At 67.9% G+C, this 15,672-nt stretch carries 13 protein-coding genes; 2 read left to right on the top strand and 11 right to left on the bottom strand.

Features of this window, described 5'->3' with window-relative positions:
- Positions 1 to 16 precede the first annotated feature (16 nt).
- Complete coding sequence (gene ppk1 / locus ACJ7IV_RS13580; RefSeq protein WP_483864842.1) at positions 17 to 2,230, top strand: polyphosphate kinase 1; 2,214 nt, start codon at positions 17 to 19, stop codon at positions 2,228 to 2,230.
- A gap of 125 nt (positions 2,231 to 2,355) precedes the next feature.
- Here the strand turns inward: ppk1 and ACJ7IV_RS13585 are convergent, their stop codons facing one another.
- From ACJ7IV_RS13585 to rho, 9 genes are all read right to left on the bottom strand, one after another.
- Positions 2,356 to 4,470, bottom strand: a complete 2,115-nt coding sequence (locus ACJ7IV_RS13585; RefSeq protein WP_483864843.1) for a PhoX family protein — start codon at positions 4,468 to 4,470, stop codon at positions 2,356 to 2,358.
- A gap of 133 nt (positions 4,471 to 4,603) precedes the next feature.
- Positions 4,604 to 5,116 (bottom strand): DUF3087 family protein, encoded by a 513-nt coding sequence (locus tag ACJ7IV_RS13590; RefSeq protein ID WP_483864844.1) that lies wholly within the window; start codon positions 5,114 to 5,116, stop codon positions 4,604 to 4,606.
- 191 nt (positions 5,117 to 5,307) lie between these two features.
- A complete protein-coding gene (locus ACJ7IV_RS13595) occupies positions 5,308 to 6,372 on the bottom strand; it encodes a 3-deoxy-7-phosphoheptulonate synthase (RefSeq protein ID WP_483864845.1) in 1,065 nt (354 codons plus the stop codon).
- Between the two features lie 297 nt (positions 6,373 to 6,669).
- On the bottom strand, positions 6,670 to 6,798 hold the full coding sequence (locus tag ACJ7IV_RS13600) for a hypothetical protein (RefSeq protein WP_483864846.1): 129 nt from the start codon (positions 6,796 to 6,798) through the stop codon (positions 6,670 to 6,672).
- Between the two features lie 60 nt (positions 6,799 to 6,858).
- Entirely contained in the window at positions 6,859 to 6,987 is a 129-nt protein-coding gene (locus ACJ7IV_RS13605; protein ID WP_023004631.1) for a hypothetical protein, read from the bottom strand.
- 95 nt (positions 6,988 to 7,082) lie between these two features.
- Entirely contained in the window at positions 7,083 to 7,796 is a 714-nt protein-coding gene (gene folM / locus ACJ7IV_RS13610; protein ID WP_483864847.1) for a dihydromonapterin reductase, read from the bottom strand.
- Complete coding sequence (locus ACJ7IV_RS13615; protein ID WP_161430070.1) at positions 7,793 to 8,572, bottom strand: NAD(P)H-flavin reductase; 780 nt, start codon at positions 8,570 to 8,572, stop codon at positions 7,793 to 7,795. Before ACJ7IV_RS13615 ends, folM begins: the two co-directional genes overlap by 4 nt.
- Positions 8,573 to 8,606: 34 nt before the next feature.
- Positions 8,607 to 10,094: a 4-hydroxy-3-polyprenylbenzoate decarboxylase gene (gene ubiD / locus ACJ7IV_RS13620; protein WP_483864848.1), complete on the bottom strand. Its 1,488-nt coding sequence runs from the start codon at positions 10,092 to 10,094 to the stop codon at positions 8,607 to 8,609.
- Between the two features lie 74 nt (positions 10,095 to 10,168).
- Entirely contained in the window at positions 10,169 to 11,428 is a 1,260-nt protein-coding gene (gene rho / locus ACJ7IV_RS13625) for a transcription termination factor Rho (protein ID WP_161430068.1), read from the bottom strand.
- Positions 11,429 to 11,867: 439 nt separating this feature from the next.
- Here rho and ppx point away from each other — a divergent pair, with 439 nt between their 5' ends.
- Positions 11,868 to 13,394, top strand: coding sequence for an exopolyphosphatase (ppx, locus tag ACJ7IV_RS13630; protein ID WP_483864849.1), 1,527 nt, complete (start codon positions 11,868 to 11,870; stop codon positions 13,392 to 13,394).
- Positions 13,395 to 13,417: 23 nt separating this feature from the next.
- Here ppx and tilS read toward each other — a convergent pair whose 3' ends face one another.
- Positions 13,418 to 14,713: a tRNA lysidine(34) synthetase TilS gene (tilS, locus tag ACJ7IV_RS13635; RefSeq protein ID WP_483864850.1), complete on the bottom strand. Its 1,296-nt coding sequence runs from the start codon at positions 14,711 to 14,713 to the stop codon at positions 13,418 to 13,420.
- Entirely contained in the window at positions 14,697 to 15,650 is a 954-nt protein-coding gene (gene accA, locus ACJ7IV_RS13640; protein WP_483864851.1) for an acetyl-CoA carboxylase carboxyl transferase subunit alpha, read from the bottom strand. Before accA ends, tilS begins: the two co-directional genes overlap by 17 nt.
- Between the last annotated feature and the right edge of the window lie 22 nt (positions 15,651 to 15,672).

Below are 15,672 nucleotides of genomic sequence, written 5' to 3' on the forward strand. Positions count from 1 at the left end.
ACGCGGAGAGAACTCCATGGAAGACCGCAGTCCCGAACATGTCCCCGCCGTGACGCAGCAACTGAGCGGCCCGATCGGTGAGGAGAGCGGGGTCGATATCCCGACCCCGCGCCTCAACCAGACCCGTGCCGGCATCAAGCCCAAGGCCAAGCCCCAGGCCGACGCGGATCTGAGCGACCCGTCCCTCTACTTCAACCGCGAACTCTCCCACCTGCAGTTCAATATCCGGGTACTCGAGCAGGCCCTGGACGAGTCGCACCCGCTGCTCAACCGGCTGATGTTCCTGCTGATCTTCTCGTCGAACCTGGACGAGTTCTTCGAGATCCGGGTCGCCGGACTCAAGCACCAGCTGGCCCTGGGCGACGCCAGCACCGGGGCCGACGGCCGCTCGCCACGGGCGGTGCTCAGCGAGATCTCGACGATCGCCCACGAACAGATCGAACGCCAGTACCGGATCCTCAATGAGGTGCTGCTGCCGGCGCTCCTCGAGAAGGGGCTGCGTTTCCGGCGCCGCAGCGACTGGACCAAGGACCAGCGCGCCTGGGTACGCGACTACTTCGAGGGAGAGATCATGCCGGTGATCAGCCCCATCGGACTGGATCCCTCCCACCCCTTCCCGCGGCTGGTCAACAAGAGCCTCAACTTCATCGTCCAGCTCGAGGGCAAGGACGCCTTCGGCCGCGAAGGCGGCCTGGCGATCCTACCCGCACCGCGCTCGCTGCCCCGGGTGATCGCGATGCCCCCGGAGCTGTGTGACGAGGGCTTCACGGAGGCCGTGTTCCTCTCCTCGATGATCCATGCCCACGCCGAGGAGCTGTTCCCGGGGATGACGGTGCGCGGCTGCTACCAGTTCCGCCTGACCCGCAATGCCGACATGACGGTGGACCCGGAAGAGGTCTCCGATCTGGCCTCGGCGCTGCGCGGCGAACTGCTGGCGCGGCGCTACGGCAGCGGTGTGCGCCTGGAGGTGGTCGACACCTGTCCGGAGGAGCTCGCCACCTTCCTGCTCAAGCAGTTCGAACTGGAGGAGGAGGACCTCTATCGCGTCAACGGCCCGGTGAACCTGACCCGCATGATGTCGCTGCTCGGCCAGGTCGACAGCCCCGAGCTGTTCTACCGCCCCTTCACCCCCGGCTTCCCCAAGAACCTCAACAAGGGGGGAAGCCTGTTCGATATCATCGCCGCTGGCGATGTCCTGCTGCACCACCCTTTCCAGTCCTTCGCGCCGGTCGAGGACCTGCTCTCCGAGGCCGCCCGGGACCCGGGCGTGCTGGCCATCAAGCAGACCCTCTATCGCACCGGCGCCGATTCGCCTATCGTCAATTCGCTGGTGGAGGCGGCGCGAGGCGGCAAGGAGGTCACGGTGGTGATCGAGCTGCGCGCGCGCTTCGACGAGGCCGACAACCTGTCGCTGGCCTCGCGGCTCCAGGAAGCCGGCGCCATCGTCATCTACGGCGTGATGGCCTACAAGACCCACGCCAAGATGATGCATATCGTCCGCCGCGAGAAGGACAAGCTGCGCCACTATGCGCATCTCGGCACCGGCAATTACCACTCCAAGACCGCCCGGCTCTATACCGACTACAGCCTGCTCACCGCCAACCCCACCCTGTGCGAGGACGTTCACCAGGTCTTCCAGCAACTCTCCGGCATGGGCCGGGCGCGGCGCATCGAGACGCTGCTGCATGCCCCCTTCACCCTGCACGAAGGGCTGGTGGCGATGATCGAGCGCGAGGCGGTGGAGGCTCGCAAGGGCAAGCGCGCCCACCTGATCGTCAAGTGCAACTCGCTGACCGAGCCGAAGCTGATCCAGGCGCTCTACCGTGCGTCCCAAGCCGGCGTGGAGTGCGACCTGATCATCCGCGGCCAGTGCTGCCTGCGCCCCGGCGTCCCCGGGGTATCGGAGAATATCCGGGTGCGCTCGATCGTGGGCCGCTTCCTGGAGCACACCCGGGTCTTCTACTTCCACAATGGCGGCAAGCCGGAGGTGTGGGCCTCCAGTGCCGACTTCATGACCCGCAACATGTTCCACCGCGTGGAGACCTGCTTCCCGCTGCTCGACAAGAAGCTGGCGGCACGGGTGCGCAAGGACCTGGAGACCTACCTGGTCGACAACTGCCAGAGCTGGCTGCTGCAGCCCGACGGCAGCTACCTCAAGCAGCAGCCCGGCGACGCCGCACCGATCAGCGCCCAGGAGACACTGCTCTACGCCTACGCCACCAAGGCCTGACCGAGCGCCGGGCTATGCCCGGCGCTGGAAGCTCGAAGACAGCATGAACGCAACCGCCCCGGCAGCCAGGCTACCGGGGCGGTTTTTCTTACAGCTTACGGCTTACAGCTCCCGGCGAAGCCGGGTCAGACGGCGATCTGGCCGCCATCCTGTCTCTGGATCACCACGGTGGACGCCCGCGGGCGCACATCGCCGCTTGCGGCCTCGGTGGCATTCTCGGAGGCGGGCCAGTTGCCCGGGTGCTGGATGTTGATGAACAGCGCGGTCTTGTCCGGGGTGGCAAAGATCCCGGTGACCTCGCAGCCATTGGGACCCACGGCGAAGCGCTTGAGATGCTGCTGGTTCTCGGGCGTGACCACTCCACCCTCCAGAACCCCCGGCACCACCGCCAGCAGCTGGTCGTTGGTATGCTCGGCAACTCCTTCATAGCCGTTGTCGGTCTGGATCCACAGGATGCCCTGGCCATCGCCACGATCGTCAAACCACAGGCCATCGGGGCTGGCGAACTGATTGGCCTCGGTCAGGCCCGAGCGGTTGTCGCCGTCGGTGGCGGCGGCGCCGAAGACGAAGACCTCCCAGACGAAACGCATTTCGTCGCTGCCTTCACGCCAGCGGATGATATGCCCGGCCCCGTTGTCGGGGCGTGGGTTGGCTTCGTTGATTGGTGCGGTGGCAAAGCCCACTCCGAGCTCATCGATGGCGCCCCCCTCGTTGGTATAGGTCGCCTCGCTGCCCGCCTCGGTGCGTTTGCTGTTGTTGGTCAGGGTGATATAGACATCGCCGGAGGCGGGGTCGACGCTGGCCCACTCGGGGCGGTCCATGGGCGTGGCACCCATCAGGTCGGCGGCGTCGCAGGTGTTGATGATGATGCCCGCCTGGTCGTCGGCAGCCAGCCCCAGGGCCTGGTGGAGACGACGGCCATCGGTGGTCCGTGCCTGCGGGGTCAGGGGCAGCCACTCACCGCTGCCATCGGCATCGAAGCGCGCCACGTAGAGGGTACCCTCGTCCAGGTACTTGGCGCCGATCGCCAGACGATCGAAGTTGGCACCGGGGCGGTTGGCATCGGCCGGATCCCAGGCGGCAGCGGAGACGAACTTGTAGATATACTCGTTGCGAGCGTCGTGGCCGGAGTAGAAGACCACCGGCTTGCCGGGCTCGAGCTTGCCCAGCCAGCAGCCCTCGTGGCGGAAGCGACCCAGGGCGGTACGCTTCACGGCACGGCGGCTGCCATCGTAGGGGTCGATTTCCACCTGGTAGCCGAAGGTGCGGGCTTCGTTGCGGTAGTCCTGGCCAGCGTCGGCACCGCGCGGCGTGATATCGAAGCGCGCAAACTCGTCATTCTGCTCGGAAGGGTCGCCTGCTGAGGTCTCCCAGCCGTAACGGCCACGCTCGGTGGGAATGCCGATGCGAGCGTCGTCGGCGAAACGCTCGCCGGTGTTGACGAAGATGTTGGGCCAGTTCTCTTCGCAGGCCAGGTAGGTGCCCCAGGGGGTGAAGCCGTTGCCGCAGTTGTTGTTGGTACCGCGGGTGAGGAGCCCCTCCGGCGAGAACTTGGTCCTCACGTAGTCGCTGCCGGCGACCGGGCCGGCCAGCTCCATCTCGGTCGCGCTGGTGAAGCGGCGGTTGTAAGGCGAGCCCTGCACATGGCTCCAGCGACCATCGTCACCCCGCTTCACCTCCACCAGGGTCACGCCGTGGGCGTTGATCTCGGTGCGCGACTCCTCGGCGGGGCGAGCCCCCTCCTCGGCATTGGTGGGGCCGCCCTGGGGTGCCCACAGCGCCTGCTGGTCGATGTACTCGTTGTTGAGCGCCAGCACGAAGCGGCGTGAGGCGCTTTCCGCGTCCAACGGGAAGCCGTGCATGCCATCGTGATGCATGCCCACGCTTTGCGCCTGGCGCTCGGCAGTCATGGCGATATCGCTGCTCCAATCCGATGCCTCACCTGAGAGCGGCGTGCCCCAGGGCACCAGCACTTGAGCGGTATAGCCCGGCGGCACCACCACGGCATCGCTGCGTGAACCGGCGATCGACTCGAAGGCCAGGCTAAGCGGCGTCTTCTTCTGGTTAGTGCTCGCTGCCAACGCCTGGGCGGCACCGCCGAAACCCAGCATCGAGGCGGCGGCCAGCCCCAGGCCGCCACGCATCACGCTACGCCGCGAGACATGGCGCTCGAGAACGGAGGCAAAGGGCTCATTGGTGCCCGGGTTAAGGACGCGATGATCCTCGATTTCCTTGCTCATGGGAGACTCCTCGTCGGATGGGGGAGAGGCGTGAAGACGCCTCCAGGACGAGGTCAGGCTAGGCGAGCAAGGTGACAGGGCGATGAAACGCCCGGCGATCCCGGAGGGGGCCCCCGAGGGGAGTGGCGAAGTCTCAGCCCCTGCGGAAGGCCGCCAGGTCGTGGGGGTCCAGGCCATCGACGCGCTCGGGCAGGCCTTGCTCGCGGCGGGCCACCCGTACCACCTCGCGCTCGGCAAGCAGCTCGGCGTCGTCATCCAGGGTGCGCCCGTTGAGTTCGGCGAGCTGGGCCATGCCCTGATGGTAGAAGGCGAGCAGGTTCAGGGCGGTAGCGTTGTCCTCCGCCATGCCACGGCGCAGCGCCGGCAGGTAGCCGCTGACCCGGGAGAGGTGGTGCTTGAGCTGCCAGGCGTAACGCACCTCGGCCATCCAGGGACGCTCACGCAGGGCCGCAAACACCAGGCTGGTTGCCACCAGTCCCAACACCACGCCCAGCACGTTGAGCCAGAAGCCGCCATCGAAGGCGGCCTGCAGCAGTTGGGCGAACACCAACCCGAAGACGATCAGCTGGCCGGCCATGGCCAGGCTGATCAGCCGCCCCTTGCGGCGGTAGGACTCGGGATCGTGCTCCTCGAACTGGAACGGCATGAAGGGCTCCTGGGTGGCGAATCGGCAATCGTAGGCATTATCCCGACAATGTTACCAAGGGTACAGAGCCAACCAGCACCAAACCCGCTCGGAGCTGATCCGGGGGAAGGCCCCGGAGCGCCGGACCGTCGAGGAGGCGCTGTGACCTCCTCGACGGCCTTCCCCCCGGCGCACATCGCCAAGAGGCGCTGTCAGCGAAGCCGCTCGGCGGCGGAGAGCAGCAGGTGTTCGGTGGTCTCCCAGCCGATGCAGGCGTCGGTGACCGAGACACCGTGGCGCAGCCGCCCCGGTTCCAGCGCCTGCTTGCCCTCGTGAAGGTGGCTCTCCAGCATCAGCCCTGCGATCGCCGTCTCGCCGGCCTCGCGCTGGGCCAGCACGTCGAGCAGTACCTCGCTCTGGCGGCGGTGGTCCTTGCGTGCGTTGGCGTGGCTGCAGTCGACCATCAGCCGCGGCGAGAGGCCGGCTTCCTCCAGGGCGCGACGTGCCGCCTGGACGTGGTGCGCCTGGTAGTTGGGCTCGCCGTGACCGCCGCGCAGCACCAGCTGGGTATGGGGATTGCCGGCGGTATCGCGGATCACCGGCCGCCCCTCGGAATCCATGCCGAAATGGCTGTGGGGGTGGGCGGCGGCGCGCATGGCATCCAGGGCCACGCCGATATCGCCGCCGGTCGCGTTCTTGAAGCCCACCGCCGCCGCGAGACCGCTGGCCAGTTCACGGTGCAGCTGGGACTCGGTAGTGCGGGCACCGATCGCCACCCAGGAGAGCAGGTCCTCGAGATAGGGGGCCAGCATCGGCTGCAGCAGCTCGGTGGCCACCGGCAATCCCAGCGCGGCCACATCGCGCATCAGCCGTCGCGAGACCTCGAGGCCGCGGGCCATGTCGCCGCTGCCGTCCAGGTCGGGGTCGTAGGCCAACCCCTTCCAGCCCACGGTGGTGCGGGGCTTCTCCACATAGACACGCATCACTGGCAGCAGGCGGTCCTCCACCCGTGCGGCCAGCTCCGCCAGCCGGTGGGCATACTCCAGCGCCGCCTGGGGGTCGTGGATGGAACAGGGGCCGACCACCACCAGCAGGCGATCATCGCGGCCGGCGAGGATATCGTGGACGGCGTGGCGCTGGCTCTCGAGGCGACGCGACAGGTCGGTGGAGAGCGGCAGCTCGCGGGTCAGCTCCCCCGGGGTGGGCAGCACTCGAGCGGGGTTGGCGGCGGGGCGCTGGGATTCGTTCAGGTTCACGGCGGCAAGCGTAGCGTTCATGTTGTCATCAACTCCGGGTAGCGGTCATACATCGTGTCTGTCGGGTGCCACCGATCTCGCTACGGTCGGACGTGGCGGAGTGGACCGACCGCAGCTCGCTAAATCGCCAGTAGCCGTAATAGCCCACACAGTTCCGGGTCTGGCGGATGGCGATGGATGCGGTCATGGTCTCTCTCCTCGAAGTCGGTTGTGGTGTGGGGGCCCTTAAATGCAGAACCCCCGGGCGGGGCTGCCGTCCGGGGGTTCTGGTGGAGGCGGCCCTGGTGGGTGTGCCTCCGGCGATGTCGCGTCTTGCGCTCAGGACATGGCCGCCGGCACACCGGTCATAAAATAGCCATACCAGAAACCGCCCGCAGCCACGCACGGCAATTCCGCACGGCCGCAAGCGGCGTGATGACGGAACGAGTAAGTGGCGGATGCGATCATCGGTTTCTCCTGAGCAGTCGTTTCATCCTGCCGCATAGCGGCAAGGCTGGCAAGGCCAACTCAGCCGGCAAACAGCTGGTACCAGCCGATGGTGGCCGGCAGGCAGCTCATCGCCACCAGCACGATCAGGCCCATGATGATGGACAACAGGCCGCTGCTGTCACGGAAGTTCTCGTCGTGTCCCGCCATGTGTCACTCCTTCGATTGCGTCAGGGTTGGGGTCTGGGGTGGCCACCATTCTAGCGAAGTCCACGCGCCTCGGCACGACACCGAAAGTCGCAGGTTCAGCGCAGATGGCGGCCGCCGTCCACGGGTAGCGTCGCACCGGTGACGTAACGGTTGTCGAGCAGGTAGCGCAGCGTCTGGTAGATCACTCCGGGGCCGGGCACCTTCTGCATCACCGACTTGGCCCGGGCCTTCTCGGCGTAGGTCTCGTCATCGCCCTCGCCCAGCATGATCAGCGCCGGGGCGATCGCGTTGACCTGGATCTCGGGGGCGTACATGGCGGCGAATGACAGCGTCAGATTATCGAGCCCGGCCTTGGTGGCGGCGTAGGCGGCGTGCTTCCTGGAGCCCTTCTGCACCACGTAGTCGGTCATGTGCACGATATCGCGCTGGGGCTCACTGCACGCCTCAAGCAGTTCTCGGGCGTGCAGGTTGATCAGGTAGGGCGCCAGCATATGGATGCGGAAGAGCCGCTCGAAGGTGACCCCCGCCTCGGTTCCGGTAGAGTCCGGCGCCCAGTCGCTGGCGTTGTGCACGATGGCCCGCAGCGACCGCGTCTCGGCCCTGAGACGCGCCAGGAAGTCGAGGATGCCCGCTTCGGTCGAGAAATCCGCCTGCAGGGTGACGATGCCACGCTCGCGCAGTTCCTCGAGCTCCGGCCGCTCACGCCGGTAGCTGATGATCACCGGATGGCCGTCGTTGACCAGCTGCTCCGCGCAGTGACGCCCCAGGCGCTGGGCACCGCCGGTGATCAGGATCGGCGAGGCACTCATGCGTCGGCCTCACGCCGCAGGCTCCCGGCGGTGGGCACGATGGGATCCCGTGGCGCATAGGCGAAGACATCGGAGAAGACCCGCGAGGGCGCAAGGCCCAGCGAGGCGAGCACGTCCACGCAGGCATAGACCATGCCCGGCGAGCCGGAGAGATAGACGTCATGGCCGGAGACGTCATCGAGCCCCGCGGCCAGGGCCTGGTCGATGCGTCCGCGATGGCCCACCACCCGTTCGCCGGCCCAGGGCAGCTCCGGGGCCACCTCGGTGACCGGATGAAAGGTGAAGCCGGCATGCGCCTCGGCCCACTCCCGGGGCAGGCGCTCCAGGTAGAGGTCGCGCTCCTCCCGCGCGGCCCACCACAGGGCGATCTCGCGACCGGGGTTGGCGGCCAGCGCCCCCTCCACGAGCGCCTTCATCTGGGCGAAGCCAGTGCCGGCGGCGATCAGCAGCAGCGGGCGCGAACTGTCCGGGTCGAGCACGCAGTCGCCACCGGGCAGGCGCAGGGTCAGGCGGTTGGCCACCTTGACCATCTCGCGCAGTCGAGCGGAGTTGTCGCGCTCCGGCCAGTGCTGGATATGCAGTTCGATCTCGCCGTCACCGCGCCAGGCATTGGCGATGGAGAACGGCACCCAGATTCCCTCGTCGAGCTTGAGCTCCAGGTACTGGCCGGGGTCGTGGGCAGCCGCCTCGGCGCGCCCGTCGAGCCGGACGCGGAAGACGTCCGGGCTGAGGTCCTCGACCTCGGTGACCGGGCAGGTCAGGATCCTTGGCGTCATGAGTGCCTCTTACACTTGTCAGGGGGTCGTGTTGTCAGGGGGTTGTGTTGTCGGGTAGGTCGATGCCCAGTTCGTGCCAGCGCTCGCTGACACGGGCCTTGACGGCCTCGTCCATGACGATGGGCACGCCCCACTCGCGGTCGGTCTCGCCGGGCCACTTGCTGGTGGCATCCAGGCCCATCTTGGAGCCCAGGCCGGAGACCGGCGAGGCGAAATCCAGGTAGTCGATGGGCGTATTCTCCACCATCACGGTGTCCCGGGCCGGGTCCATGCGCGTGGTGATGGCCCAGATCACATCCTTCCAGTCGCGGGCGTCGACGTCATCGTCGAGCACCACCACGAATTTGGTGTACATGAACTGGCGCAGGAAGCTCCATACCCCCATCATCACGCGCTTGGCGTGGCCGGGGTACTGCTTCTTCATGGTCACCACCGCCATGCGGTAGGAGCAGCCCTCCGGCGGCAGGTAGAAGTCGACGATCTCGGGGAACTGGCGGCGCAGGATCGGCACGAACACCTCGTTCAACGCCAGGCCGAGGATCGCCGGCTCATCGGGCGGGCGGCCGGTATAGGTGGAGTGGTAGATGGCATTCTCGCGCATGGTCATGCGCGTCACCGTGAACACCGGGAAGTGGTCCACCTCGTTGTAGTAGCCGGTGTGGTCGCCGTAGGGACCCTCCGGCGCCATGTCATCCGGGTAGATGAAGCCCTCCAGGATGATCTCGGCGGACGCCGGCACCTCGAGGTCGGCATGGCCACACTTGACCAGCTCGGTGCGCGAGCCACGCAGCAGCCCGGCGAAGGCGTACTCGGAGAGCGAGTCGGGCACCGGGGTCACCGCACCGAGGATGGTGGCCGGGTCGGCACCCAGCGCCACCGCCACCGGGAAGGGCTCGCCGGGGTGGGCCTGCTGGAACTCCTGGAAGTCCAGCGCCCCACCGCGGTGGGAGAGCCAGCGCATGATCAGGCGATTCTTCCCGAGCTTCTGCTGGCGATAGATCCCCAGGTTTTGGCGCTTCTTGTGGGGCCCGCGGGTGATCACCAGCGGCCAGGTAACCAGCGGCGCGGCATCACCGGGCCAGCAGTGCTGGATCGGCAGGCGATCGAGGTCGACCTCGTCGCCCTCGTAGACCAGCGCCTGTACCGGGGCCGAGCGCACCGTCTTCGGCCCCATGCTCATCACCTGCTTGAAGATCGGCAACTTGTCCCAGGCATCGCGGAAGCCCTTGGGCGGCTCGGGCTCCTTGAGGAAGGCGAGCAGCTCGCCCACCTCGCGCAGCGCAGCCACGGAGTCCTGGCCCATGCCCATGGCCACCCGCTTCGGCGTGCCAAAGAGGTTGCCTAGCAGCGGCATGGCGTGGCCCTTGACGTTCTCGAACAGCAACGCGGGACCGCCGGCGCGCAGGGTGCGATCGCAGATCTCGGTGATCTCGAGGTAGGGGTCGACCTCGGCGGTGATGCGCCTGAGCTCGCCCTGGGCCTCCAGGGCGGCGATGAAGTCGCGCAGGTCCTTGTACTTCATTCGGGTGTCCCGGTTCCGGAATGACGAAAGGGGCAGCATAGCATGCTGCCCCTTCTTGATACCGCCGGTGCCGCCTAGCGGCGCTTCATGGCCTCGAAGAACTCGATGTTGGTCTTGGTATCCTTGAGGCGGTCGATCAGGAACTCGGTGGCCGCGGTATCCTCCATGGGGTTGAGCAGCTTGCGCAGGATCCACATGCGCTGCATCTCGTCCTCGGAGGCGAGCAGGTCCTCGCGGCGGGTGCCGGAACGGCGGATGTTGATCGCCGGGTAGACGCGACGCTCGGCCAGCTTGCGGTCCAGGTGCGCCTCCATGTTGCCGGTGCCCTTGAACTCCTCGAAGATCACCTCGTCCATCTTGGAGCCGGTGTCGACCAGCGCCGTGGCGATGATGGTCAGGCTGCCGCCCTCCTCGATATTACGCGCCGCACCGAAGAAGCGCTTGGGCTTCTCCAGGGCATGGGCGTCGACACCACCAGTGAGCACCTTGCCGGAGCTCGGCACCACGGTGTTGTAGGCCCGCGCCAGGCGGGTGATGGAGTCGAGCAGGATCACCACATCCTTCTTGTGCTCGACAAGCCGCTTGGCCTTCTCGATCACCATCTCGGCGACCTGCACGTGACGCGCCGGTGGCTCGTCGAAGGTCGAGGCCACCACCTCACCGCGCACCGTGCGCGACATCTCGGTCACCTCCTCCGGGCGCTCGTCGATCAGCAGCACGATCAGGTGACACTCGGGGTTGTTGCGGGTGATCGAGGTGGCGATGTTCTGCAGCATCAGCGTCTTGCCCGCCTTGGGCGGGGAGACCAGCAGGCCACGCTGGCCCTTGCCGATGGGCGCCACCAGGTCGATGATCCGCGCCGTGAGGTCCTCGGTGGAGCCGTTGCCGATCTCCATGCGCAGCCGCTCCTCGGGGAACAGCGGCGTGAGGTTCTCGAACAGGATCTTGTGCTTGGCGTTCTCCGGCCGATCGAAGTTGATCTCGCTGACCTTGAGCAGGGCGAAGTAGCGCTCCCCCTCCTTGGGCGGGCGGATCTTGCCGGAGATGGAGTCACCCTTGCGCAGGTTGAAGCGGCGGATCTGCGACGGCGAGACATAGATGTCGTCGGGCCCGGCCAGGTAGGAGCTGTCGGCACTGCGCAGGAAGCCGAAACCGTCCTGCAGGATCTCCAGCACGCCATCGCCGAAGATCGGCTCGCCGCTCTTGGCGTGCTTCTTGAGGATGGCGAAGATGATGTCCTGCTTGCGGGAACGTGCCAGGTTGTCGATGCCCATCTCGCGGGCCATCTCCAGCAGTTCCGGCACGGGCTTTTGCTTGAGTTCGGTAAGATTCATCGGTGTGTTCAGACGTTGCTCTTGGTAAGCCGGGCGGCGAAGCGCCGTGAGGAAAAGCGACAGGAGGCGAGACGAAGACGCCCTGTGGGTGCGTTCAGAGCCCGGACAGGCCACCTCTGGTCGTGATGCATCGAATGGCCATGGGCGGGAGACCGCACAGGGGTTGCCGGGCCGATATCGAGAGCGAGGAAGCAGGTTCGTTTCGCCTGATCAGCGGTTCGGAGCCGCAAGGCCGGGAACGCGGTCTGATGCAGTGGGCTGTCTGACGACTTGGAAATGACCGAGACGGGATCGCCGGTTCGGTCGGAAAGCATTCGGAACAGGCGAATGCCTCGATACTAGACAAGCCCGCCGATGAACGCAAGTCCTGCCGCCAGCGGCGATTGACAGGGACGCGGCTTGGCCGCACCCTTTTTCGAGACCCACCGAAGGAAGACCCATGAGCTCGCCACAGGACCCGGCCACCACCTCCCAGGAAGCCGCCAGCGATCCCCGCCGGCTGGCCGCCATCGACCTGGGCTCCAACAGCTTCCACCTGCTGGTGGCCAACTACCAGGACGACCGCCTGCAGGTGGTGGCGCGCCTGGGCGAGAAGGTGCAGCTCGCCGCTGGCCTGGACGAGGATGGCATGCTCGACGAGGCCACCATGGCCCGGGCTCTGGAGTGCCTGGCGCGCTTCGCTCCCTTCCTGGAAGGCGTCACCCAGGACCACCTGCGGGTGGTGGGCACCAACGCCCTGCGCGACGCCGCCAACAGCGAGACCCTCATCGAACGTGCCGAGGCCAACCTGGGTCACCGCATCGAGATCATCGCCGGCCGCGAGGAGGCGCGCCTGATCTACCTGGGCGCGGCCCACGCCCTGGCCGAGGATGGCAGGCGGCTGATCGTCGATATCGGCGGCGGCTCCACCGAGTTCATCATCGGGGAGCGTTTCGAGCCGCTGGCCCTGGAGAGCCTGCGCATGGGCTGCGTGACCTTCACGCGCCGCTTCTTCGGCGACGGCGAGATCAGCGAGAAACGCATGCGCCGCGCCGAGCTCGCCACGCTCTCCGAGCTGGCCAATATCCGCCGCCCCTATCGGGAGCTGGGCTGGCAGGATCCGGTGGGTTCCAGCGGCACCATCAAGGCCGCCGCCGCGGTGCTGGCGGCAAGCGGGGCCACGCCGGAGGGCGTGATCACCCGCGAGGGGCTGGCCGAGCTGCGCCGCCGGCTGATCAAGGCCAAGCGCCTGGACAGGGTCTCCATGGAGGGCCTCAAGCCCGACCGCGCGCGGGTCTTCCCTGCCGGCATGGCGATCCTGGGCGCCATCTTCGAGGCCTTCGAGCTCGAACACATGCGCTACGCCGACGGCGCCCTGCGCGAAGGCGTGCTCTACGACCTGGTGGGCCGCAACAGCGCCGAGGACAGCCGGCTCAAGACCCTCGACAACCTCAGTCGCGGCTATCAGGTCGACGCGCGCCAGGCCGACAACGTGGCCACCACGGCCCGTGCGCTGTTCGACCAGGTCAGGGACGAGTGGGCACTGAGCGACGTCCAGGCACGCTTCCTGGAATGGGCGGCACGCCTGCACGAGATCGGCCTGGCCATCTCCCACAGCCAGTTCCACCGCCACGGCGCCTATCTGCTGGAGCACTCCGACCTGCCCGGCTTCTCGCGGCCCGAACAGCGCCTGCTGGCCTTCCTGGTACGCGCCCACCGCCGCAAGTTTCCGTTCAAGGAGTGGCAGGCACTGCCCGCCCCCGATCGCGACTCCCATGCCCGGCTCGCCCGCCTGCTGCGCCTGGCGGTGATCCTCAACCACTCGCGCCCCGAGCAGCCCCCCGAAACACCGCGGCTCTCGGCCAGCGGCGACGCGCTGACGCTGGGCCTGGGCAACGACGACGACCCGGCGCTGCTGCTCAACGACCTGGAGCAGGAGGCCGCCTACCAGCAGGCCGCCGGCTTCGGCCTGACCCTGGGGCGCTGACCCGTCGCCAGCCCCCGGGTGCCTCAGTCCATCCCTCGCCAGCCTTCGGCAAGCACCAGCCACTGACCGGCCCCCGGGTCGAGCACCGCCACCGGCGTCTCTCCCGCCCGGACCACCACCAGCCGCCCTCGCACCCAGGGTGGCACCCCCAGCTCCTGAAGCAGCCGCTTGAGGTCACGGCGTCCGCGCCCCGCCAGGCGCAGGCATTCGCCGCCGCGGCGCGGCATCGCCCGCAGGTCCCCCTCCCCGTCCGCCGGTCCCGCCAACGCGACCCGGCAGTTGCCGTACGGCGTGGCAAGCGGAGAGCATCCATCCCAGGCGAGTTGCCACGCCGTCGGCAGTGCCGGCAGCGGCGCCAGCAGGTAGAGATGCCCGCGCCACACCCGCGCCTCGCCACCGGACCAGGCCACGAGGGTTTCGGCATCCTCCCGGGCATCCAGCTGGGCCAGCAGGCTCTCCAGGCGGCGCGCCGGCGGCGGCGCCAGGCCCAGCCGCTCGCAGCAGTGGCGTATCAGCAGGCGGCGGCGTGGCGCCGAGAGCCGGGACAGGCCGTCGCGGGGCAGGCGCCCCGGGTCGCCGCCCAGGCCCTCCAGGTCGAGCTCTGCCAGCTCCGCCAGCAGGCCGTCGGCCTCGCCACAGAGTGCCGCACTGCGGGCCAGGGACCCGGCGGCATGGGGCCAGCGCTCGGCGAGCCGCGGCAGGATCGCATGGCGCAGGTAGTTGCGGTCCTGGTCAGGCACGGCGTTGCTGGGGTCCTCCGTCCAAGCGAGGCCGAGGTCTGCCGCCTCGGCCTCGAGCTCCGCCCGGGAGATGCCCAGCAGCGGTCGCTGCAGCCGACGCCGCTGCCAGTCACGGCCCATCGGCATGCCCGCCAGCCCCTGCACGCCACTTCCCCGCAGGGCAGCGAGCAGCAGGGTCTCGGCCTGATCGTCGCGGTGCTGGGCAAGCCACAGGCTCTCGCCCTCCGCCACGCAGCGGGCAAAGGCGGCGTAGCGCGCCTCCCGGGCGGCACCCTCCAGGCCCTGGCCGTTGCCCGGGTCGACGCTGACGTGCTCGACGCACAGCGGCACCCCCAGGCGCCGGCAGAGCGTCCGGCAATGGGCCTCGAAGTCGGCGGCGGCCTGCTGCAGGCCATGGTTGACGTGAATGGCATGCAGCGCGCGGGGATGACGCCGGCAGGCCTCGGCGCCAAGGGTCAGCAGCAGGGAGGAGTCGAGGCCGCCGGAGAGGGCGACCCATACGCGACGCCCCGGCGGGGTCTGCGCCAGGGCGTCGTCGATCAGGGACTGGAGGGGCAGTTTCTCAGGCCGGTGCACCATAGCTCATCAACCGCTGGTAACGCCGTTCCAGCAGGGCATCGGTGTCCATAACGTCGAGGCGGTCGAGGCTGGCCAGCAGCGCCTCCTTGACCCGCTCGGCGGTCTGTACCGGCTGACGGTGGGCCCCGCCCAGGGGCTCCGGGATCAGGGTGTCAACCAGCCCCAGCTCCTTGAGACGCTCGGCGGTGATGCCCATGGCCTGGGCGGCATCGGGCGCCTTCTCGGCGCTCTTCCACAGGATGGAGGCGCAGCCCTCCGGCGAGATCACCGAGTAGGTGGAGTACTGCAGCATGGCCAGCTCGTCGCAGACACCGATCGCCAGTGCCCCGCCGGAGCCACCCTCGCCCACCACGGTGGCCAGGATCGGCGTGCGCAGCCGCGACATCACCGCCAGGTTGTAGGCGATCGCCTCGGACTGGCCGCGCTCCTCGGCATCGATGCCGGGATAGGCGCCGGGCGTGTCGATGAAGGTGAGCACCGGCATGCGGAAGCGCTCGGCCATCTCCATCAGGCGACACGCCTTGCGGTAGCCCTCGGGACGCGGCATGCCGAAGTTGCGCCGCACCTTCTCGTGGACGTCGCGCCCCTTCTGGTGACCGATCACCATCACCGGCCGGTCGTCGAGGCGTGCCACGCCGCCGACGATGGCGGCGTCGTCGGCGAAGCGTCGATCGCCGTGGAGTTCGTCGAAGTCGCTGAAGACGTGCTCCAGGTAGTCCAGGGTGTAGGGGCGCTGGGGGTGCCGGGAGAGCTGCGAGACCTGCCAGGGGGTAAGGTCCTTGAAGATCGACTCGGTGAGCTTGCGGCTCTTCTCCTCGAGGCGACCGATCTCGTCACTGAGATTGACCTGGCTGTCGTTGCCGACCAGCCGCAGCTCCTCGATCTTGGCCTGGAGTTCGGCGATGGGCTGTTCGAAGTCGAGATAGTTGGGATTCATGGGCAAGCCGCCTTGTTATCGT

Source organism: Halomonas sp. C10-5, assembly GCF_057169305.1.

Bases quoted from the DNA above. Each gene is read 5' to 3' on its own strand.
- ppk1 (WP_483864842.1), top strand. From the start codon at position 17: ATGGAAGACCGCAGTCCCGAACATGTCCCCGCCGTGACGCAGCAACTG.
- ACJ7IV_RS13585 (WP_483864843.1), bottom strand. From the start codon at position 4,470: ATGAGCAAGGAAATCGAGGATCATCGCGTCCTTAACCCGGGCACCAAT.
- ACJ7IV_RS13590 (WP_483864844.1), bottom strand. From the start codon at position 5,116: ATGCCGTTCCAGTTCGAGGAGCACGATCCCGAGTCCTACCGCCGCAAG.
- ACJ7IV_RS13595 (WP_483864845.1), bottom strand. From the start codon at position 6,372: ATGAACGCTACGCTTGCCGCCGTGAACCTGAACGAATCCCAGCGCCCC.
- ACJ7IV_RS13600 (WP_483864846.1), bottom strand. From the start codon at position 6,798: ATGATCGCATCCGCCACTTACTCGTTCCGTCATCACGCCGCTTGCGGC.
- ACJ7IV_RS13605 (WP_023004631.1), bottom strand. From the start codon at position 6,987: ATGGCGGGACACGACGAGAACTTCCGTGACAGCAGCGGCCTGTTGTCC.
- folM (WP_483864847.1), bottom strand. From the start codon at position 7,796: ATGAGTGCCTCGCCGATCCTGATCACCGGCGGTGCCCAGCGCCTGGGG.
- ACJ7IV_RS13615 (WP_161430070.1), bottom strand. From the start codon at position 8,572: ATGACGCCAAGGATCCTGACCTGCCCGGTCACCGAGGTCGAGGACCTC.
- ubiD (WP_483864848.1), bottom strand. From the start codon at position 10,094: ATGAAGTACAAGGACCTGCGCGACTTCATCGCCGCCCTGGAGGCCCAG.
- rho (WP_161430068.1), bottom strand. From the start codon at position 11,428: ATGAATCTTACCGAACTCAAGCAAAAGCCCGTGCCGGAACTGCTGGAG.
- ppx (WP_483864849.1), top strand. From the start codon at position 11,868: ATGAGCTCGCCACAGGACCCGGCCACCACCTCCCAGGAAGCCGCCAGC.
- tilS (WP_483864850.1), bottom strand. From the start codon at position 14,713: ATGGTGCACCGGCCTGAGAAACTGCCCCTCCAGTCCCTGATCGACGAC.
- accA (WP_483864851.1), bottom strand. From the start codon at position 15,650: ATGAATCCCAACTATCTCGACTTCGAACAGCCCATCGCCGAACTCCAG.